This window comes from Janthinobacterium aestuarii, assembly GCF_051380835.1.
Lineage (GTDB): Bacteria > Pseudomonadota > Gammaproteobacteria > Burkholderiales > Burkholderiaceae_D > Janthinobacterium > Janthinobacterium aestuarii.
Genome location: NZ_JBNYXU010000006.1, coordinates 252652 through 274028 on the forward strand (window position 1 = coordinate 252652; position 21377 = coordinate 274028).

Annotated in this window: 18 protein-coding genes; 8 read left to right on the forward strand and 10 right to left on the reverse strand. The window is 59.3% G+C overall.

Features of this window, described 5'->3' with window-relative positions; genetic code table 11:
- Positions 1-8: 8 nt before the first annotated feature.
- Complete coding sequence (gene ligD / locus ACQ4WO_RS17725) at positions 9-2498, forward strand: DNA ligase D (protein WP_436482561.1); 2490 nt, start codon at positions 9-11, stop codon at positions 2496-2498.
- On the opposite strand, the gene ACQ4WO_RS17730 is transcribed toward ligD, so the two are convergent.
- From ACQ4WO_RS17730 to ACQ4WO_RS17740, 3 genes are all read right to left on the reverse strand, one after another.
- The gene (locus ACQ4WO_RS17730) at positions 2482-4809 is read right to left on the reverse strand and encodes a PAS domain S-box protein (protein ID WP_436482563.1); all 2328 of its coding nucleotides are present in this window, start codon (positions 4807-4809) and stop codon (positions 2482-2484) included. The two genes, ligD and ACQ4WO_RS17730, sit on opposite strands and share 17 nt — an antisense overlap.
- Positions 4810-4914: 105 nt before the next feature.
- The gene (ku, locus tag ACQ4WO_RS17735; protein ID WP_436482564.1) at positions 4915-5790 is read right to left on the reverse strand and encodes a non-homologous end joining protein Ku; all 876 of its coding nucleotides are present in this window, start codon (positions 5788-5790) and stop codon (positions 4915-4917) included.
- A 3-nt stretch (positions 5791-5793) separates the two neighbouring features.
- Complete coding sequence (locus ACQ4WO_RS17740; protein WP_436482565.1) at positions 5794-6780, reverse strand: SDR family oxidoreductase; 987 nt, start codon at positions 6778-6780, stop codon at positions 5794-5796.
- Positions 6781-6907: 127 nt separating this feature from the next.
- On the opposite strand from ACQ4WO_RS17740, the gene ACQ4WO_RS17745 reads away from it, so the two are divergent.
- The 6 genes from ACQ4WO_RS17745 (at position 6908) to ACQ4WO_RS17770 (ending at position 10375) form a co-directional block, all read left to right on the forward strand.
- The gene (locus ACQ4WO_RS17745) at positions 6908-7477 is read left to right on the forward strand and encodes a TetR/AcrR family transcriptional regulator (RefSeq protein ID WP_436482566.1); all 570 of its coding nucleotides are present in this window, start codon (positions 6908-6910) and stop codon (positions 7475-7477) included.
- A 66-nt stretch (positions 7478-7543) separates the two neighbouring features.
- Positions 7544-9184 (forward strand): SulP family inorganic anion transporter, encoded by a 1641-nt coding sequence (locus ACQ4WO_RS17750; protein ID WP_436482568.1) that lies wholly within the window; start codon positions 7544-7546, stop codon positions 9182-9184.
- Positions 9181-9570, forward strand: coding sequence for an Imm1 family immunity protein (locus tag ACQ4WO_RS17755; RefSeq protein ID WP_436482570.1), 390 nt, complete (start codon positions 9181-9183; stop codon positions 9568-9570). The genes ACQ4WO_RS17750 and ACQ4WO_RS17755 overlap by 4 nt, the downstream gene beginning before the upstream one ends.
- Complete coding sequence (locus ACQ4WO_RS17760) at positions 9570-9842, forward strand: hypothetical protein (protein ID WP_436482571.1); 273 nt, start codon at positions 9570-9572, stop codon at positions 9840-9842. The genes ACQ4WO_RS17755 and ACQ4WO_RS17760 overlap by 1 nt, the downstream gene beginning before the upstream one ends.
- The gene (locus ACQ4WO_RS17765) at positions 9832-10209 is read left to right on the forward strand and encodes a DUF2750 domain-containing protein (protein ID WP_436482572.1); all 378 of its coding nucleotides are present in this window, start codon (positions 9832-9834) and stop codon (positions 10207-10209) included. Before ACQ4WO_RS17760 ends, ACQ4WO_RS17765 begins: the two co-directional genes overlap by 11 nt.
- Complete coding sequence (locus tag ACQ4WO_RS17770; RefSeq protein WP_436482573.1) at positions 10202-10375, forward strand: hypothetical protein; 174 nt, start codon at positions 10202-10204, stop codon at positions 10373-10375. Before ACQ4WO_RS17765 ends, ACQ4WO_RS17770 begins: the two co-directional genes overlap by 8 nt.
- 4 nt (positions 10376-10379) lie before the next feature.
- On the opposite strand, the gene ACQ4WO_RS17775 is transcribed toward ACQ4WO_RS17770, so the two are convergent.
- The 7 genes from ACQ4WO_RS17775 to tssF all read right to left on the reverse strand — a co-directional run bounded on the left by ACQ4WO_RS17775 (position 10380) and on the right by tssF (position 19682).
- Positions 10380-10859, reverse strand: coding sequence for a GNAT family N-acetyltransferase (locus tag ACQ4WO_RS17775; protein ID WP_436482574.1), 480 nt, complete (start codon positions 10857-10859; stop codon positions 10380-10382).
- Positions 10860-10942: 83 nt separating this feature from the next.
- A complete protein-coding gene (locus ACQ4WO_RS17780; protein WP_436482576.1) occupies positions 10943-12067 on the reverse strand; it encodes a T6SS immunity protein Tli4 family protein in 1125 nt (374 codons plus the stop codon).
- 2 nt (positions 12068-12069) lie between these two features.
- Positions 12070-13998, reverse strand: coding sequence for a Tle4 family T6SS lipase effector (locus ACQ4WO_RS17785; protein ID WP_436482578.1), 1929 nt, complete (start codon positions 13996-13998; stop codon positions 12070-12072).
- Positions 13995-16592 carry a type VI secretion system Vgr family protein gene (locus ACQ4WO_RS17790; protein WP_436482579.1) on the reverse strand — a complete coding sequence of 866 codons (2598 nt, stop codon included), beginning with the start codon at positions 16590-16592 and terminating at the stop codon, positions 13995-13997. Before ACQ4WO_RS17790 ends, ACQ4WO_RS17785 begins: the two co-directional genes overlap by 4 nt.
- 11 nt (positions 16593-16603) lie before the next feature.
- The gene (locus tag ACQ4WO_RS17795; RefSeq protein WP_436482580.1) at positions 16604-16858 is read right to left on the reverse strand and encodes a PAAR domain-containing protein; all 255 of its coding nucleotides are present in this window, start codon (positions 16856-16858) and stop codon (positions 16604-16606) included.
- A 29-nt stretch (positions 16859-16887) separates the two neighbouring features.
- Entirely contained in the window at positions 16888-17868 is a 981-nt protein-coding gene (tssG, locus tag ACQ4WO_RS17800) for a type VI secretion system baseplate subunit TssG (RefSeq protein WP_436482581.1), read from the reverse strand.
- A gap of 8 nt (positions 17869-17876) precedes the next feature.
- Positions 17877-19682: a type VI secretion system baseplate subunit TssF gene (tssF, locus tag ACQ4WO_RS17805; RefSeq protein WP_436482582.1), complete on the reverse strand. Its 1806-nt coding sequence runs from the start codon at positions 19680-19682 to the stop codon at positions 17877-17879.
- 174 nt (positions 19683-19856) lie between these two features.
- Here tssF and tssK point away from each other — a divergent pair, with 174 nt between their 5' ends.
- On the forward strand, positions 19857-21203 hold the full coding sequence (gene tssK / locus ACQ4WO_RS17810) for a type VI secretion system baseplate subunit TssK (RefSeq protein ID WP_436482584.1): 1347 nt from the start codon (positions 19857-19859) through the stop codon (positions 21201-21203).
- Positions 21204-21377 lie beyond the last annotated feature (174 nt).

Here is a 21377-nt window from a genome sequence, read left to right on the forward strand (position 1 = left end):
GGGCCGCCATGAAAGCCGCCTTGAAAACCTACCAAGCCAAGCGCAATTTCGCCGTCACGCCCGAGCCTGCAGGTGGCGACGAGGATGCGAATGACGTGCTCACCTTTGTCATCCAGAAGCACTGGGCCAGCCGTTTGCACTATGATTTTCGGCTGGAACTCGATGGCACGATGAAAAGCTGGGCCGTGCCGAAAGGCCCCAGCTACGACCCGCGCGACAAACGCATGGCCGTGCAGGTGGAAGACCATCCGATTGCGTATGCGAGTTTTGAAGGCACGATCCCCGAGAAACAGTATGGCGCGGGCAAGGTCATCATCTGGGATAAAGGGACGTGGCAACCCCAGGCAGCCACGCCCGATGCACGCAAGGCGCTGGCGGCCGGCGAGCTGAAGTTCACTTTGCACGGCCACAAGATGCATGGCAAGTGGGTGCTGGTGCGCATGAAAGGCAAGGGAGACAAACGCAGCGAAAAGCAGCCTGCCTGGCTGCTGATCAAGGAAAAAGACGACTATGCGCGGCCCGCAGAGGAATTTTCTGTCGTGGACGAGTTCCCCGACAGCGTCAAGAACAAGGCCATGCCCAAGCGCAAGGTGGCGGCCGCGCCGCCGCCTGCCGGGTTGCCCGCCACCCTGTCGCCCCAGTTGGCCACCCTCGTCGATGCACCGCCGCCAGATGCGCAAGACTGGATTTTCGAGGTGAAATTCGACGGCTACCGCATCCTCGCGCGTTGCGATGGCGATCATATTGCGTTAATCACGCGCAATGGCAATGACTGGACGGCAAAACTGCCGAAGTTGCGGCAGGCGCTGGAACAGTTGAGCTTGCCGCCAGGCTGGTATGACGGTGAAATCGTCGTCAACGACACCAGTGGGCACCCGGATTTTGGCGCCTTGCAGCGCGCGTTCGACGCGGAAACGACCAGCGAGATCGTGTATTACCTGTTCGACGTGCCGTACTTCGATGGCCACGATCTGCGGGGCCAGCCCGTCGAGGCGCGCAGGGCGCTGCTGCAAGGGTTGCTGCAGAGCTTGCCCGCGTCGCCCCTGGTGCGCTTCAGCGACGCGCTCGATGCCGCCCCGCAGCGGCTGCTGGACCACGCCTGCCGCCTGGGACTGGAAGGGGTGATCGGCAAGCGGCGCGGCGCGCCCTACGTCACGCGCCGCTCGGGCGACTGGATCAAGCTCAAATGCGGGCTGCGTCAGGAATTCGTCATCGGCGGCTATACGGCGCCGCAGGGCGCGCGCGAAGGGATCGGTTCGCTGTTGCTGGGTGTGCATGATGAGCAGGGCAAGCTGCGCTATGCAGGCAATGTGGGCAGCGGCTTTGACGATGCCAGCCTGCGCGACTTGCGGCGCCGGCTCGATGCGCTGGCTATCGAGACGAGTCCGTTTGAAGGCAAGGCGGGCGGTGTGCGCCAGCCCATCTGGGTCCGGCCGCAATTGGTGGTCGAAGTGAGTTTTGCGCAATGGACCAGTGGCGGCGCCGTGCGCCATGCCGTGTTTCACGGCTTGCGTGAAGATAAAAAGCCGGCCGCCATCGTGCGCGAGCGGGCGCGGCGAATCGAGAAGGAAAAGACAATGAAGAGCAAATCCATGCCGGGCTGTGCCTTACCGGCCAGTTTCAAGGTCAGTCATGCGGATCGTGTGATCGACAGCGACAGCGGCGCCAGGAAGATCGACCTGGTGTGCTATTACGCGCTGGTGGGCAAGCTGATGCTGGTACACCTGCGCGGGCGCCCCCTGTCGCTGGTGCGTGCACCTGCTGGTGTCGGAGGCGAGCTATTTTTTCAGAAGCACGTTGATACTTCGACAATGCCAGGCATCAAACAGCTCGATGCACGGCTGGACCCGGAACACCCGCCCATGCTGGAAGTGGCCAGCCTGCAGGGCTTATTGTCGGCGGCGCAATGGAATGTGGTGGAATTTCACACGCAAAACGCGCTGGCCAGCGCCTACGACACGCCGAACCGCCTGGTGTTCGACCTGGACCCGGGCAAGGGCGTGGCCTGGCCCGCCATTCGCGAAGCGGCCATGCTGCTGCGCGCCGTCCTGACGGAACTGGGCTTGCCCGCCTGGCTGAAAACCAGCGGCGGCAAGGGCTTGCACGTGGTCGTGCCGATCCGGCCCAAGCACGACTGGGATACGGTAAAAGCGTTTTCGCAAGCCATCGTGGCGCACATGGCGCAGCACATCCCGGAGAGGTTTGTCGTCAAGAGCGGTCCCGCGAATCGCGTCGGCAAGATTTTCATCGATTATTTGCGCAACGGCCGGGGCGCCACCACCGTATGCGCGTGGTCGGCCCGCACGCGCTCGGGGCTGGGCATTTCCGTGCCGCTGGCCTGGGAGGAGCTCGACGAACTGAAGGCGGGCGACCAGTGGAACGTCGGGAATGTACACAAGCGCCTCGGCGTGGGCAACGCGCCGTGGAACGGCTATGCGCGCAGCGCGAAAGGCCTCGACGCGGCCATGAAAAAGCTGGCTTTTACGCCTCCGGCTTGAGCGGCAGGGTGGCGCGCGCCAGTTGCAGGGCTTCCTCGATGGCAGCGTTGAGCTGGGGAATCTCGACGGGTTTGGTCAGGTAGCGGAAAAAGCCCGAGGCCAGGCCGTGCCGGATATCGCCCTTCATGGCGTTGGCCGTCAGGGCGATGACGGGGATGTGCGCCGTGCGCGCATCGTTGCGCAGGATGCGCTGCGCCTGATTGCCATTCATGCCGGGAAGGTTGATATCCATCAGGATGACGTCGGGATGGCGTTCCAGCGCCAGTGCGATGCCCTGGCGCGCGTCGGTGGCCGAGATCATGCGCAGGTGGGGCAGGAAGCTGACGATGTCTTCCACCAGGCGCAGGCTGGCCGGATTGTCTTCCACGTACAGCAGCAGCGCCTGGCCGCCGTCATCGTCCCCGCTGTCGTCGACGGGCTCGGGCGGATATTCCGTTTCCGGCTGCCGGCTGGCGGGCGGCGCGGCCGTGGTGCCCAGTTCGATCCAGAATACGCTGCCCACGCCAATGCAGCTGTGCACGCCCATGCAGCCGCCCATCAGTTCGACCAGGCGCTTGGTGACGACGAGGCCGATGCCCGTGCCTTCCTCGCTGCCCGCCTCCTGTCCCAGGCGGTTAAACGGTTGGAACAGTTCGGCCACTTGTGCCTCGTCCAGGCCCTTGCCCGTGTCGCGGATGGCGATGCGCACGTGCTGCGCATCGGGCTGTGAAATTTCCAGCTCTACCTTGCCATCCGGGCGGTTGTACTTGATGGCGTTCGACAGCAGATTCAGCAGTACTTGCTTGAGGCGCGTATGGTCGGCCCGGACCGTCAGCGGCTCGCAGGCCGGAAAAACCAGGTGGATATGACGCTGCTGCGCCTGCTCTTCCACCATCACGCGCACTTCCTCGATCAGCGCGGGCAGCGTTACTGCTTCCATCGACAGGCTCAGGCTGCCCGATTCGATCTTTGCCAGGTCGAGGATTTCATTGATCAGGGTGAGCAGGTGGCGCCCCGAGGTGACGATGTTTTGCACGAAGGCGCGCTTTTGCGGTACGGTGGCGGGCAGGGATTCGTTGGCCAGCAGCTGGGCAAAGCCGAGGATGGCGTTCAGCGGCGTGCGCAGTTCGTGCGACATGCTGGTGAGAAAGCGATCCTTCGCCTGGCTGGCTCGCTCGAGTTCTATTTTCTGTTCGTTGAGCGTGCGCTCGATGCGCTTGCGCTCGGTCATGTCGCGGATGGCCGACGAGACCAGCACGCCTTCGTCCGTTTCCAGCGGCGACAGGCTGATTTCGACGGGAAACTCGGTGCCATCGCGGCGCAAGCCGTACAGTTCCAGGCCCGCGCCCATGGAGCGGGCGCGCGGCGCCGTGGAAAACGACTGGCGGTGGCGCGGATGGTCGTGTGCGTAGCGGGCAGGAATCAGCACTTCCACGTTGCGCCCCAGCAGCTCCGCGCGCGAGTAGCCGAACAGGCGTTCCGTCTGCGAATTGACGAGCACGATTTCGCCATCGCCGTTGACGATGACGATGGCGTCCGGCGCCGATTCGAGCAGGCCGCGGAACTTCTGCTCGGCCCGGCGGCGGTCGCTGACATCGCGGATGGCGCTGATGACGAAGGTGCCGATCTCCGTCTGGATCGGCGACAGGCTGATTTCCACAGGGAATTCGATGTTGTCCTTGCGCAAACCCAGCAATTCCAGGTCGGCGCCCATGGTGCGCGTGCGCGGCTGGTCGAAATAGCGCGAGCGGTGCGCCACGTGCGAATGGCGCAGGCGTTGCGGCAGCAGGTTATCGATTTGCCTGCCGTTCAATTCGCCTTCCGCGTAGCCGAACAGGCGGTGCGCCTGCTCGTTGGCCAGCACGATGGCACCCGTGGCATTGACCATGATGACGCTGTCCGGCGTCGATTCGAACAGCACGCGGTAGCGCACGTCGACGAACTGGGCGTCGCGCGCCGCCTTCAGCAAGGTCGTGTCCTTCATGGTGGAAATCAGGTAGCGGGGCGCGTCCACTCCCGCCTGCGCGGGCTGGCACGCGACATCGACGTAGATGAGTTCACCATCCTTGCGCCGCCGCAGCGATTCGCGGTCGTAGCTGCCGTTCTGGGCCAGCTGCTCGTCGATCAGCAGGGACGCTTCGGCCTGTCCCGGCAAGGAGATCAGCTCCCACAGCGTCTGGCCCAGCGCTTCGTCGCTGGCATAGCCGAAAATGCGCTGCGCACCGGGCGTCCAGCGCACGACGGCATGCGCTTCGTTCGTGATGACAACGCCGCCAGGGGCGCCGCTGAGGATAAGCTGATCTAACTCGGCATCCATTTTTTCCGCACGCATGACAGGGCTTGCCGGGCGGCAGGCCTGTGCATAACGTAGCGAGAAGCCTGATCAAAGTCAATGCATTTGTATTATTGAAGAGTCTCCCGGGCCGGGTGGAGTGGTTCAGGCCGCCTTGCGCCTCGATGGTGCCGGTTTGCGGGCCGTGGACGAGGCCGCGCGCTTGCGGGCCGGCGCGGCGGGCGATTTCTTGCCCAGGCTTTGCTGCAGCAGGGCGACCAGGTCGATGACGTTGCTGCTTTGCTCTTCTTCCCGCTCGGGCGCGGGCGGTGTGATGGTCTTGGTCTGCCTGGCCTTGATTTTCTTCTTCACCAGCGCCAGCACGTCTTCGCGGTAGCTGTCGTGGTATTGCCCGGGTTCCCACTCGTCGCTCATGCCTTCGACCAGCGACAGGGCCATTTTGAGCTCCTTGTCGGAAATACCTGCCGCCCTCATGGTGATGGGCGGCAAGTCCAGGTCACCCGTGGCACGGATTTCATCGGCGTAGCGCAGGGTGTTGAGCACGATGGCGTCGCCCACGCACACGAGCGCGCACAAATGCTGCTTCGTGCGCATGACCACGCTGGCGATGGCTACCTTGTTGGCCTTGCGCAAGGTTTCGCGCAGCAGCGCATAGACTTTCTCGCCGCCCTTGGCGGGCAGCAAATAATACGGGTGCTCGTAAAAGGTCAACGGTACTTCGGCCGCATCGACAAAGGTGTCTATGTCGATGGTTTGCGTGGCTTTCACATTCGCTTGCCGTAAATCTTCCTCGGACAGCACCACGTACTCGTCCGTCTTGTATTCATAGCCCTTGATGATGTCGTCCCACTCGACTTCCTTGCCCGTCTTCTTGTTGTAGCGCTTGTAGCCGATGGGCGCGAAGTCGCGCCGGTCCAGCATGGACAAGTCCAGTTCATGGTCGAGACTGGCGGAAATCATCTCGACGGGGATGTGCACGAGGCCGAAACTGATGGCGCCTTTCCACAGTGCGCGCGCCATCGCTTATTCCCCCACGCTGCCGGTGATGGGCAGGACGATGCCGCTGATATAGCTGGAACAGGCGGGCGAGGCCAGGAAGACATAGGCGGGCGACAGTTCTTCCGGCTGGGCCGGGCGGCGCATGTCCGTATCCTGGCCGAATTTCTGAATGTCTTCGGGCGACTTGTCGGCCGGATTGAGCGGCGTCCAGACGGGGCCGGGCGCGATGGCGTTGACGCGGATGCCCTTGTCGAGCAGGTTGCCCGCCAGCGCCATGGTGAACGCATGGATGGCGCCCTTGGTGGTGGAATAGTCGAGCAAGTGCTTCGAACCTTGCAAGCCCGTCACGGAGCCCGTGTTGATGATGGACGCGCCCCGCTGCAAATGGGGCAGCACGGCCTTGGCCATGTGAAAGTAACCGTAGACATTGGTTTTCATGGTGAGGTCGAAGCGTTCCTCGCTCAGGTCGAGCAAGGACTCCGCATGTTCCTGGAAGGCGGCGTTGTTCACCAGCACGTCGATGTGCGTAAACTTGGCCATCACCTGGCTGACGGCATCCTGGCAAAAGCCCTGGTCGCGCACGTCGCCGGGAATCAGGAGGCAGCTCTGGCCTTCCGCTTCCACATAGCGCTTCGTTTCGTGGGCATCCGCGTGTTCGTTCAGGTAAATGATGGCGACATCGGCCCCTTCGCGCGCGTACAGCACGGCCACGGCCCGGCCGATGCCCGAATCGCCGCCCGTGATGACGGCCACCATGCCGGCCAGCTTCCCGCTGCCGCAGTAATCGGGCGCCAGGAAGCGCGGTTGCAGCTGCATCTGCCCTTCGATGCCCGGCTTGTCCAAGTGCTGGGCGGGCAGGGGCGGGACGGGTTGGCTGCGGTGGCCCGTCTGCACGGGCTGCTTGCTTTCCTGGCCGGATTTGGCGGCATCGTGCTGCTGATCGTGCTGATCCTGCTCCTGTTGGATGCTGCGCTGCAAATTGCCGGCGGACTGGTCCTTGTTCTCGTTCATGCTGGCCTCCTTGTAAACGAAGGTCCAGTATCGGCGCGGCACCCGCATCAAACGGTGCGCTCGCTAACAGAGTGGCGAAAACGCGCGTAAAGTTATATGATGGTTGACATAAATATGGGAGGGCAGCATGAAAGTAAGCAGGGAGCAGGCGGCGCTGAACCGCGAGCGCATCGTGGACGTGGCGGCCAGATTGTTCCGCGAAAAGGGCTATGACGGCATCGGCGTGGCCGACCTGATGAAGAACGCCGGCCTCACGCATGGCGGCTTCTACGGCCATTTCGCGTCCAAGGAAGACTTGATGATCGAGGCGTGCCAGCATGCCCTTGAGAAATCGCTGGAAGGCTGGCGGGCGAAGGTCGTCAGCGACCCGCAGCGGGCGCTGCCTGCCATTATCGACAATTACCTGACCACCCGGCACCGCGACCAGCCCGGCGGCGGTTGCCCGGCGGCGGCCATGGGCGTCGATGCGGCCCGCATGTCGCCCGGTGCGCGTCCCGCGTTTACAAAGGCGACGCAGCAGCAGTTCGCGCTGCTGGAAGGCTTGCTGTCCGACGGTGCGCCGGAAGAACGGCGCCAGCAGGCGATCGCCACGTTTTCCGCCATGGTGGGCGCCATGGTGCTGGCGCGCTGCGTCGATGACGAAACGCTGTCGACGGAAATCCTCGACGCCGTGAAGGCGCAATTGCTGCAAGAGTAAGTACGTCCCCCTGTCAGCCAGCCGCGTCGCATGATAGGCTTCGGTTTTCAGATTTTGGGATCATCCATGCTGCTCTGGCTCAGGCAATACCGGCGTCCTCTGTTGGCCGGAGACATCACTGCCGGTATCGTTGTCGCCATGATGATGGTGCCGCAAGGCATGGCTTACGCCTTGGTGGCGGGCTTGCCGCCGGTGGTGGGCATCTACGCCAGCATCCTGCCGCCCGTGCTGTACGCCCTGTTCGGCAGCAGCATGACGCAATCGGTGGGCCCGATGGCCATCGTTTCCCTGATGACGGCCGCCGCCCTGGCACCGCTGGCCGATCCCGGCTCCTCCCTGTATATCGTGCTGGCCGCCCAGCTGGCTTTCATCAGCGGCCTCGTCCTTCTGCTGTGCGGCGTGCTGCGCCTGGGCTTCATGGCCAGTTTCCTGTCGCGTCCCGTGATCAGCGGTTTCAGCAATGGCGCCGCGATCCTGATCATCTGGGGGCAGATCACGCCGCTCCTGGGCGCCACCTGGCCCCGTTGGCACACGCCCAGCCTCGTGCTGGGACTGTCCGGCCTGCTGTTCCTGTGGCTGGCCAAGCGCTATCTGTCGCGCCTGCTGCAGCGCTGCGGCTTGAACAAGGTGGCGGCCGACGTGGGGGCGCGCCTGGCGCCGATGGCGCTGGTGCTGGCCGGCATCGCGCTGGTCGCCTATGGCGGCCTGGAAACGATGGGCGTGCAGACGACGGGCCACGTGCCCAGCGGCTTGCCGGGCCTGAACCTGGCCACCTCGAGCGCCCATTGGCGCACCCTGCTGTCGCCGGCGCTGCTGATCGCCTTCATCATCTTTTTGATGAGCATGTCCGCCGCCCAGACCCTGGCGCAAAAGCGCGGTGAAAAGCTGCACACGAACCGCGAACTGCTGGGCCTGGGCGCGGCCAACGTGGCCAGCGCGCTGTCGGGCGGCTTTCCCGTCACGGGCTCCATTTCCCGCTCGGCCGTCAATTTCCAGGCGGGCGCCAACACGCCGCTGGCCAGCATCATTACGGCCGGTCTGCTGGCGCTGGCGCTGGTGGCGCCCACGGGCTGGCTGGCCCTGCTGCCGCTGCCCGTGCTGGCGGCCACCATCATCTTTGCCGTCAGCAGCCTGCTGGACTGGGATACCTTGAAGTTGTCGTGGCGCTACGACCGCAGCGATGCATTGGCCCTGCTGGCGACGACGGCCGGCGTGCTGGTGCTGGGCGTGGAAGCGGGTGTCGTGATCGGCGTGCTGTTGTCGATGGGCACCCTGATCTGGCGCGCCAGCCGCCCGCACATCGCCGTGCTGGGCCGTATCCCGAATAGCGAGCACTTCCGCAACGTGGAGCGCTATGAAGCGCAAACCCTGCCGGACGTCTTGCTGCTGCGCATCGATGCGGGCCTGTTCTTCGGCAACGTCGAAGCCGTCACTGAACGCGTGGAAGACGAGCTGCGGGGACACCCGACGGCGCGCCACCTGGTGCTGGTGCTGTCGGCCGTTAACCAGATCGACAGCACGGCCTTGCTGGGCTTGATCGAACTCAACAGCGGGCTGGCCAAGCGCGGCATCAGCCTGAACATGGCCGAAGTGAAGGGACCCGTGATGGACCGCCTGCGCCAGAGCAGCCTGTTAAAGGACCTCAGCGGCAAGCTGTATCTGAGCACGGCCCTGGCGACGGCGGATTTAAGTGGAGAAAACGCATGACGATGGAATTGAATCTGCATGGCGAAGCGCGCGCTGTTGACACCATTGCCGCGCTGGAACAGGCGCTGATCGATGCGCGCGCGCTGGCCCAGTGCGAGCTGTGGCTGACCATGGCCGACGATGCCGAGCAAGGACCGGCCCTGTGCATGCTGCGCAACGGCGGCAATGCCTGGCTCATGTATCTGTCGGGACAGGACGACCTCGGTTACCACTCGCTGGGCGACGAAGAGGAAGCGGGGGAATGCAGCTATCTGCTCAGCAATGGCCAAGTCGATATGTATCCGGAAGCGTGGTGCGTGGACGCGGAACTGTGCCAGCAGGCGTTCATCGCGTTCTTCAAGACGGGTGGCGCGCGGCCGGCCGCCATCGTGTGGCAGGCTGATTGATGCCGCAAACCATCATCGCCGACATCGACAGGGACTTGCCGGCCGCGCTGGACGCCAGGGCAGATTTATTCACGCTGCGCACCATCCTGCTGCGCTACCATGCCAGCGGCGTGACGGCCGCGCAAGTGGCCGGCTTGCTGCACGAACTGCGTGCAGCCACGCAGGATGGCCCGCTGGAAGACACGATACTCGACGCCCTCGACATAGTGACGGGCTGGTGCGGGCCGGAATTACGGGTCTGGGACGGAATAGGGGAAAACCGTGCATCCTGAAAAGCTCAGGCAGGTGATGCAGTTGCCGGCGCAGCAGCGCTACGACTATTGCGTGCGCAAGGTAGCCGATACGCAAGAAGTGTGGGGCTTGTACCATGATGGCTGGGCCACGGCGCAAGCCCATGGCCGCGTCGCCATCCCGTTCTGGCCGGAAGCCGCATTCGCGCAAGCGTGCGCCAGCGGCGACTGGGCGCACTTCCAGCCGCGCGCCATCGCGCTCGGCGATTTTCTGCACAAATGGCTGCCCGGCATGGCGAACAATGGCCAACTGGCTTCCATGTTCCCCGTGCCGCAAGACAGCGCCAGCATCGTGGCGCCGGCTGATTTGCTGAGGGATCTGCAAGATGAGTTAGAGCAATATGAATGAGGGAAAGGAACGCCTGGACGCCTGGCACGTCGGCTCGTCCATCTGCCTGATCGCCGTCGGTACGCAGGGCGACCCGCTGGACCTGGGCGGCGGCGAAGTGCGCGCCCTGATCGCGAAGCTGCAGCAATGCCTGGCCCAGTCCGAAACGGCCGCCACGGAAGATTAGCGGCTCAGGCCACCACCAGCTGCTTTTCCATCGCCATGCTGGCCAGGCTGATGCCGCTCGGATGCGCATACGCTTCCTCGCGCAAGGAGATAAATCCTGCGGCCTGGTAAAACGGCACGGCATTGAGCGACGCGGACAGGTGCAGGCGCGCAATGCCGCGCTCACGCGCCAGTTGCTCAAGCGCCGCCAGCAGCCGCTTGCCGATACCGAGTCCCGCCCGCGCGGAATCGACAAACACGGCATCGACTTCGTGTTTATCTACGTCCAGCATGGCATAGCCGGCAATGGCCTCGCCCTGCATCGCCACGATGCCGCCACCGGCAGCCAGCATGGCGGCATAAGCTGGCGGCACGGGCGAAGCCGTCCACACAGTAATTTGCTCCGGCGCATAGTGCGTGGCGCAACTGACGCGCACGGCCACCGTGCGCAGGGCCCATAGGGCGTCGATATCAAAGGGCAGGGCGGGGCGCAGGGTGATGGGCATGGGGAGTTTTCCGGGGAAAAGGCCATGCTAGCGCAATGGCTTGCATCACGCCAGCAAGAAAGCCTGCCACGTTTGTCCTGTCGTCACTGCGCTGGCTTGTCCGGATCGATGTAGTACGAACCCGGCGGTGCACCCGGCACTTTCACCCGGAACTTCAGGCCGGACAACAGCTTGTCCCACAAGGCAATCGCCTCCTCGTCGGTCAGCGACGATGCTTCGGCGGCGCCGACCATGTTGTGGGCGACTTTGGTGTACATCTTGACTTCCAGCACGGACGGATTTGCGATGTCTTTCGGTTTGCCGACCAATGCCCATTCAAAATCATGGACGCCATCGGTGCGTCGTATCAGCGACTCTTCGCCTTTCCAGTGCTGAACAGTGCGCTTGCCTTCGCGCAGCAAGGTGCGCTTGGGATAGTTATTGCCTTGCATTTTTTTTGCGTCTTGTATGCGACTGAGTAGTGACAATTCCCCACGCAACCTTGATTCAAATTCTTTCGGGGGGTAGTCGCCGTATGCATCCTTATTTGAACTGATGGAAAAAGTAACATCTGGCAAGCTGGGTAAATAAATACCTACGTCGTCTATTTCTTGATATTTATACTGATTTTCACTCATGAATCCATGCTCTACACAAAGGCCTGGCACGTCTGGAATCTCTTCATCACTACGCAAACGCAGACTTTTTGCTTGGATGAACTGTCTTTCCGCAGTTGCGCTTTCGGTGTCGCCATTATCAACTGCGTCGCCTATGGTAAATATGAAATTCCCTTTGTTGACTAAGGTTCGATAAATTATAAAATTGTCTTCTTTGGCTGACTTGCTATTGTAGTATCGAAGTTGCCAACTGTTTTCTATTGGACCATTTCCACTATAAATAATTTCAGGGGAAATATTCAAAGATCGTATCTTTTTTAAGTCAATTTCCGCTTGGTGCTTTAATGATTCAGGTCCTCCTTTAAATAATTCAACTTCAGAATTTCCTATTATTAACTCTGCCTCTTTTGGAAGATTTAATAAATATCTTCCAAAGCAAAGTTTTTTTGTTTTTCGAAATAAATTTTCTATTTTTTTTATTGATATTGTATCTGTGTGCATTTTATTTTCCTCATGTTTTTTACTTGGTATTGTTTCATTTGCCATTGTTTTTGATGATATTGCAATTATTGCAATTATTGCAATAATGAGAATTTTTTTGTAATTTAACATGCTCATTGCCATTTTGCTGTTTTGGCAATTTGCACAATTGAATAGAGCATAGATGCCAGGACATGTGGATGAGAGTAGCTGTTTTGATGTTCATATCCATTTTCAGACTTGGCACCATGGGAAAATTTTTCCCCAGGTATGTGTTTTGCTGAGCGATCCGATGGGACAGTTTCATCGCCAGTAGAATTTGGTGGTTGTAATTTTAGTTTCAAAACACGTGTTCCTGCTTGTACGGTAAGGTTGCCTTTTGCATCGTCAGTCAATAGCTGCCACTTATTTGGCGATGGTATAATTTTTTCCGAGTCGGATGAGTTTTTAATTTCCAAACCTTCGGTAACTTTGAAAGTGATTTCTCCATAGCTTAAAAATTCTTTTGAGGCACAATAGCTTGCATATGTATTTGGATGAAATATTTGTTCTATTTCTTTTAATAATTCTGATGCATCTTTCAATCGTCGCATGACATTGTTGATGCCTCCCCCTTTTTTTGGCGGAATATTTGCAGGGTTCACCCAGGAAGGATTTATCATCCTCCACCAAGCATTCGCAGGTTGTAAGTAGATACTTTCCATCGCGCTATCTTTACCTCGTGGCCAGCTCCAAAGCAATTTATCTGTTGCATCAACAACCTTGATCCATTCTTGACCATATGCTATGCTTGGCAACATTTCTAATGGTGCAGGTGCATTTGCGAGAATTGCGGTGGCGTGTTCACCATCAATGCCAAGAATTTGGGCTTCAAGAGTATTAATTGGGCCACTCTTTTCCTTAAAGCCGAAACGCATGCGTTTGTATGCACTGGCGGCCCCTAAGGTAGGCATCACATTATGATATATTCCAAGTATTTTTACAATTTCATCATTAAGCATATTTCCATATTTAGGATGAATTAAGGCTCGAGCGAGCAAACCTCCCATACTATGTGTAACGAGAATGACCTCATTACATTTGAATCCGCATTTTTGATATCCTATTACTATTCCACGTATGCGTTTGGCAATAATAATGGCGGTGATGGCATTGCTCTGCAGGAAGTTGTATCCCAACGCATGAACCGGATACCAGCATGGGGAGATTTTTAGCATGTCGGAAGTGTTAATTGGTGCTCCGGACGAACCACCAAATTCTTTCGGATTTTGTATTAGGAGCTTAGCAATAGGCGGATAGGCTTGTTGGCCAAATGAATATCGTCCAGTGACTTGATCGGAAGGATCAATTTTCCAATGAGATAAAACTTTTCCTTTTTTTGTTATATTATTCATGAAAAATTCTGTCTTTTTAAGCATTTCGCCATAGGCGCCGGCGAAAAGAACTTCGCTCCATCCACGCCACCGTGCAATATGCGCTGGAGTTTCACGTATTTCACGTGGAATGAATTTTCCCGCTACACCAGGTTTCTGAATTTCATCTACTTGAGAATTTTTTTTAGGACTAACAGAAATCAATGGAGGAACACCAAGAAAATCGTCAGGAACGTTGTTATGACGGGCGTCAGATCCTTTGGTTACGTCTCCGCCAGGGAAAAAGCGCTCATTTTCGATAGAGTATTGATAGTACTCAACTTCAGTTTCATTTGGATCAAAGATTAATTGTCGATCTTTGGGGGATGCACCCCTAAACCAACCACCTAAACCACTACCGGTTGCAACCGCCAAGTTACCAGATTTGTCAATCATGTCATCTGGCCTCCATGATCTGTTATCTGATCGCTTCAGATCGTCTTGACGTTGTTTTGTCATTCTTAAATTGCTACCCATAACGCCGGGTAAAAATATAATCGGTATGATTTTTCTGGGTGGAATCGTGACGTCATGACGAATCGTATCTTCTATTTCCGTCATATGAACGGTGTATTCAGCCCATCCGCCAACAGTCTGCCGAAACTCGCCTTGGTGATTGCCGTGTTCATTCAAGTCGTTATCATCACTCATGGCAGTTCTCCCTTGTAACGTATCGTATAGCTGTCCATTCCATCTCCTTTTTGTAATGGCGTCAGCCCGTCAGCGCCGCTTTTTTCACTAATAATGTTGCCGTCGTCACGTATGAGTTCAAAGGCGATATCGGGTGCCGGTTTTCCGTCCATTTCCAGCAAGCGGACGGCCTGGTCAAAACGGGTTACGGGCCGTTCATTAAATTCCTGCGACACGCTCTTCGGCGCCAAGGTTTCCAGGTTGCCGTTGAAGAGCACGGGGGACGAGGTGAAGAACTGCACCTTGTCGCTGATTTCCAGCATGTGGTTGGCGCCGTGCAGGCGTACGCCTTTCTTGCCCTTGATGTTGACCCAATCCGCTTCGCTGATCAGCGACAAGACTTTCTGGGCGAGGATTTCCACCTCGTCGCTGTGGGCCTGGATGGACACCTTGCCGCTGGCGGCAATCAGTTTCATGCCGGCCTTGTGCACGAACAGGCTGAAAGTCTTGGCGATGCTGGCAAACATGCTGTCGCCGCTGGCAAGTGAAATATGCTTGCTGCTGGTGAGCGCCACATGCTCGCTGGCGGCCAGATGGATGGAGTGGGCCGTGCTCAGCTCGATGCCGGCCGGACTGGCCAGCAGCAAATGCGGTTCGGACAGCTCCGGGAAAGCGCCGCCGGCACCCTTGATGGCGGCGTTTTGCCGCTGGATGGAATCGGCAACGGTTCCCTGTTGTGCTGCGCTGTCTTGCGCCCCCGCATCAACGGCCATGCCGGCCAAGTCTTGCTGCAGTTGGCGTGCTTGCGACAGGCGGGCCTGTGTTTCGTCGAGTTGCTTGACGGAGCCGGCGCCTGCCAGCGTTTCGGTGGTGATCAGCATGCCTTTGGCTGCGCGCAGGGCGCCCCAGGCGCTGCTGGCCAATTCAAAGCCCACACCGCGTGCTTCCTTGCGGCCGGCATTGTCGTCGATGCGGGTGATGTTGCCCAATGAGAGGCGGCTATCCTGGTGCTCGCTGCGCAGCTGTGCCTGGATCGCGCCCTTGGTATCGTCGAGCACGAGATGGTTGGCGCTGCGGGCGCCCAGTTCGCGGCTGCGCAAGCCGGACAGCGCGCGTTGCTGCGGCAATTGCCACGGCGGTGGATTGGTACTATTGTAGACCACGCCGATGACGATGGGATGGTCGATATTGCCGTCCTGGAATTGCACGACGACTTCCTGACCTACGCGCGGCAGGGCCATTTGTCCCATCTGCGGACCCGCCATCGGCATCATGACCCGTATCCATGGCGAGCTGCGCTCATCGAATTCACCCAGGCGGTCCCAGTGAAATTGCAGGCGGATGCGCCCCAGTGCATCGGTATGGATTTCCTCCCCGGCCGGTCCGACGACCAGCGCCGTCTGTACACCGGCAACGATGCATGGCGTGCTGTTGTAGCTGCGGCCCGGGCGCCAACGGATGTCCCTGCGCACGCACAGCATATTGTTGACATAGTGGGAGGGGGCGTTCGGGCCGACCTGATAATTATTGCTGGCGCTATGCTCGACTGACAGGATCAGGTACTCGCGTTCGGCGATACTGTCCGGACGCTCCTCGCCAGGCAGATAGCGTTTTTCCTCGGCGCTGAAATGTCCATCGAGCCGGAAACAAAGACCGGGCTGCGCGCCACGGTGATTGCCGGCCGCCTCGAAATACTGGCGCAAATGGTCGCTTTCCTCCATGCGGCGTTGTGCCAGAGCTTCCCCGGCATCGACATCCTTATAGCCATAGGCGCCCGTGTTTTCATACAGTTCGTGGGCAAATACATCACCCTGCCGATTCAGCGAGTAGCCGCTGGCAAGGCGCGGCTGCGGATTTTTATAGTCGAAACTGGCCAAGGTGAGTTGCCCGGAGCCGATCCGGCGCACGGCTTGCCACTGTTGCAGGCCATCGTCTTCCATGGAGCCCGACTCGGAGTGAAAACGCATGGCGCCGTCGCCGGCCGCCGTGGCGATCATGTCAGCCAGGGTGCTGTTGTCCGCGAGCCATAACGTATGGCCATCGGCGCGGTGCTCGTACCAGTAATGCCAGCCCAGCGCCTCCCAGCGCCGGTGCAAGTGGTTGTAGTCGGTTTCATTGTGCTGGTTGGCGCAGGTGATTTGCGGATCGTCGCCATGGATGCTGGTTTTCCAGTCGCGCTGATCGTAGTGCGCAAACGTCGTTTCTGTCAGCTGCATCACGCTTTGGCCATGGAAGGACACATTGTCCTGGCGCAGCCGGGCGAAGGCCAGCCATGGTTGTAGCACCATCCGGTACCACGCAAAGCCGCCATCGGTGCGCAGCAGGCAAAACTCGCCCACATAACCGTTAAAGTAGCGCAGCGTACCATCGTCGCGCACCATGGAAATGCTCACCATGCGGCCCATCATGGCCTTGAGCGCAATATGCGCATCATCGGACAGCAATTCGGCCTCGAAACGGAAGTCGCGCGACACTTCCTCCCTGGCGGTCAGCGAATTGACCAGCACGATGGCGCCGGCTGGCCCATCTTCATGGGGGAAGTCGACCTTCAGCAGGCGCCGTTCTTGTGCGGCGAGGTCGAAGACCGACAGTGCCGCCTGGATGTTTGCATGCATGGCCTGCTCCGTTACAGGGATGTGATCAGGCGGGCGCCACAGGCGGTGGCGTCGCCGTCATAGGCGTACGGCTTGCCCATGTGTTTTGCGCCGGCGCCATCGGGCGTGATGGCAAAGCTGCCCTTGCACTTGGGGCAAAAGGTGGTGTCATCGGCCAGCGCCGCCGTCTTCCCCATCACGGTGCTGCCTGATGAGGCGCTGGTGACCTTGCCGCCGTGATCGGTTGCGTCTCCGAGCCGGATGACGCCGCGTCCCGCATGTTTCATGCTTGCCTCGCTTTCCAGTGATGGGCTGCTCAGGTCAGTTGCAGCAGATAACGCACTTCGGCGCCGCCTGCCTTGCCTTGTGCGGTCTGCAAGAACGTCGTCCAGCCCAGGCGCCGTCTTTCTGCAGGATTGGAGCTCAGGAGCAATGGGGTAATGCATGGCGGACTCAATATCAGCCGCACTTCATATTGCAAGTCCGGCACGCCAAACAGCATCAGCATCTTTGCCAGTGCCGCCGCACCTGCGCTGCGCGGCAGGAAGCGTTGCAGGCCAGCGGCATCCAGCGGGCCGATATGCAGGCAGACGCGCATGTCGTGGCGCCACAGCCGCAGGCCGAGCGTTGCGCCGCGCGCCAAGGTAAAGTTGACGCTGCCCAGCAGGCTACGCCGGTTTTTTTCCAGATAGTCCCAGCCACCGACAAATGGTTGCAGGGTGACGGGTACGCCGCAGTATTCGGCCAGCACGGGGCCAACCGCTTGCGCGGAGACGGGGCGGCAGCGCAGCAGACCCGCGTACCAGGCCGCGACGTCCTGCGTCACGGCATCCGGTTCGGCCCTCGACGGCAGCGCAGTGCGCCGCACGCCGCCCAGTGCCAGCAGCAAAGGCAGTTGTGCATCGGTTGCCTGGGTCTGGAGCGTGGATTCCAGCCGATACTTTTCCCACGCCTGGTAATACAGCGCGAGCATGCGGTGTGAAAAGATATCGAGGAAGGCCGAGACGCCGGCATCCTTGCTCGACAAGCGGTAGGCGGCGATGCGTTCCGAGTGATGCAAGGGCAGGGTGCCGCCGACGCCCAGAAAACGCATGAAAGTGGGCATCAAAGTCAGTTGTTCATTCTCGTCGAGCGAGAGCTGTTCGATTTCACTGGCGGGAAAACTCAGCGACAAGCTGTTCTTGAAGCGCAACACCTGGCCGAAGGCTTGCGCATGGGACACGTTCTGCTCGCGTAGCCAGCACAGCAAAATACGCACCGCCTGCACGAACTGGTAGCGGTATGGCTCGGCCAGCAAGTGTTGTACTACACCAGATTCTGTAGTCCGCTTCTTGGTTTGCATCGGATCAGCTCCTCTCCGCTTTGCAGTGACAGCACCACCAGTTCGATGAAACTGTTGATTTGCACATATAGCCCAAGGAAGTGATCGATGACTTGTACAAACAGGTGCATGCCGCTGCCGACGAACGCTTCCTCGTCCAGCGTGATGCGCACCTCCACGCCATGCGCCAGCGAGGTGCCGCGCTTGTGCCGCAGCCATGTCGTGGTCGGCAAGTGCGCGAGCGCGACGATACCGCCGATCTGGCGTTGCGAGCTTGCCGATTGAGACAGGTCATACAGTGTCAGCATTTCGCGCAGCGCCGGCAGGCCCTCCTGGACCAGCGCGTGATGATTCAGCGCCAGGTGCGAAATGAGGCGCCAGTGCAGGCCCGCGCCCGGTGAAAAGCATCGCGGCTGGCTGGGGCGTCGCAGCATGTGCAGTGCAGGTCCGCCGCAGCACGGTTGCAAGTCTCCTTGCGGCTGGCCGTATTTGAGCGACAGCGGAAGGTCGCGGTTACTGCATGTCAGCGACAGCGACAAGCTGGCTTTTTCGTTGATCAAGGGATTGAAGTCGCTATCGACCAGCGTGATTTTCTTTTCGTGGCCAGGACTTTTCATGGCCAAAGCCATGTCGTGGCGCACGATCCAGTAATGGCCCTGTTGCGCCGCGCCCTCACCATGGCGCAGGCTGTACAGGGGGCGAAATTCGGTCAGCATGCTTTCGCCTCCGCGTTGGCGCAGCAAACGCACCGCATCGACAGTGACGACTTCGTAACCATGGGCATGGGTAGCATGGGCCAGCACGGAATAGTCGATTTTTTGCCGGGTGATGGCGATCGGCACGCCTTCCTGGCGGAAGAGGTTGATCGCCGGACTGCAGCCCAGCCTCAAGTTGTCGCTGGAAATGCTGGACAACATGCGCGCCGCAGCGCAATCGGAGCGCAAACCGACCATGCACAGATGCAGGGTAAAGCGCTGGCAACCAGGCGGCAGGGCGGCACTCAGCGCCGCGATATCGATGTCGAAGAAATTGAATTTTTCCGGATACGAAAAATACTCGCTCAGCACGCGGTAGGCCGGCTGCGAACGGGCACCGAAAGGTATCAAGGCATCCGTGTCGGCGAAGCCGACGGGCGCCAGGGGTACGGCGGGCAGGGCCATCCACTGCGCCGCGTCGATGGACACAAAAGCGCAGACTGCATGCATGAACAGGGCATCGCGCAAGGCGGCGGAAAAAGAAGCTTCGCCATCGATGAAAACGCGCAGTGACGCGGGCGCTGTGTCGAGATGCCGGATGCCGATGTTCAGCGAGGAACTGGCTGATGCTGGCAGGCGTACGCCTGGCGGCGGCTTGATCATCGCATCGAAAACCGCACTTTCCAGTACCGATGCTCCCGTCGTGATGCCGTAGGCAGTTTTGAAGCGGCAGCGCACGCCACGCACCGGCGCGGCGTCCATTTCAGTGCCGGCCGGCAAGTGCAATATGCCCGCTCCGGCCGCCGGGGCGGGCTGGTGCACGATGCTGCATGATGGAAAGGGGCGCAGATAATGTGGAAACAGGGCTTCGAACAGGGCTTCGGTAAATTGCGGATAGTCGTCATCGAGCCGTTTCGAGATGCGTGCCGCCAGCATGGCCACCGATTCGATCAAGTGTTCGACGTGTGGATCCTCGCAAGACTCGCCGGACATGTGCAATTTGCCGGCGATTCTCGGATAGCGTTCGGCAAACTCACGGCAATGCCGCCTTAGCATCACCAGCTCGCGTTCGAAATACGGCAGCAAGTCCTCCATTTCCATTTTCCTGTGTCTTCGCGGCGGAATGGTCAGTATCCGAGCGTTTGCACCAAGGTAAATTGCGTTTGCGCAATAATTGAACAGGGTTGCTGCGCAACATCAAGAACTTCCAAGCTGGCAACCTCAGACTGGCAAGGTAGCAAGATTTCAACAGCCAACATGGAGAACGCCATGACATTGCCATCCAAATTACTTTGGTCCGAGGGCCTGGCCATCGGACCCCAGCAATTCCAGCAGCTGGACCGCTACCATGAAGCGCGCCTGCAACGCCTGGCCTCACTCATCAATCCGCATTTATGGGGCGTGCATGGTGTCAGCTGGAATGCGGATGCACTGGCCAACAATAGCCTGCGGGCGGACGCCATGTCGCTCGTCTTTCAGGATGGAGAACTCTTTGAAGCGCCGCTTGGTGATGTATTGCCCAGTGCGGTTGACCTGTCCAAGCTGCCTTCCAGCGAACATAGTTTTACTTTTTACGCCGCGCTGCCGGCGCTGCAAGCACATGGCGGCAATGTGAGCTCCGCAGGTGCGCGCTATGTTCAGGCGGATATCGAAACCCCGGATCTGTACAGCGAGGCAGTCAGCATCGATGTGGCTTACCTGAAGAAGCGCGTGTATCTGCTGTCGCAACTGGACCCGCTCCATGATTATCTTGCCATTCCGGTGATCCGTTTATACCGCGCTGGCAATGGCAGCTTTGAAATCGATGCCTCCTTCATTCCGCCTGGCCTGACCGTCAGCGCCGAGTCTTCGCTGCAGAAAATGCTTGATTCGCTGATCGACCGCATGGGCGCGAAAATTGAGGCGCTGTACAGCCGCCACCGTCAACCCGGTAACAATACGGTTGAATTTCATGGCGGGGATGTTTCCTCATTCTGGATGCTCAATACACTGAGCACGGCCAGCGCCACGCTCAGTCATTGCGCCAGTTACCGGCGCCACCATCCTGTGTATTTGTTTGAAAAATTGATGGCATTGGCAGGCGGCTTGATGACGTTTTCGAAAAAATACACACTGAGCGACTTGCCGGCGTATTGTCACGATGACGCGGCTCCGGGTTTCGGCAAGCTCGATGGCATCATTCGCGACTTGATCGATACGGTGCTCCTGTCTCGTTACTTCCCGATTGCACTGTCCAACGACACGCAACAAAACACCCACTATCACGGTTTGCTCGATGCCAAGCGGATTGACCGTCAGACTGAACTCTGTCTTGCGGTCAACGCCGATATGCCGGCGCTGGAACTGGTTGCCACGGTGCCGTTGCAGTTCAAAATATCCTCTCCGGACAATATCGAACTATTGCTTGGCAGGGCACTTCCGGGGGCTGAGTTGCGTCATATGGCCCAGGTTCCTGCTGAAGTGCCAGTGCGGCCCAATACCTATTACTTTTCGATCGATAACAAGGGCAGCATTTATGACGGCATGATCAAGGCCCAGGCGATTGCGATTTATGTGCCGTCTGGCATAAAAGGGCTGAAGCTGGAATTGTTCGGCATCAGCGGCACCGCCGCGTAACGATGGCTGGCGTGGCGGGTGGTTGTCTTGTCAAAAGATTGCCCTAAGCAATAGACTTGCCCCTGCAGTTGACGTTATCATGTTTTTGTAAGTGTCGGTCGCTGAGCAGTCAGCGCAATGGTGAAACATGGTGACAGCGAGAGTGAGCATGGGCATGGCGAATGATGCGTGATG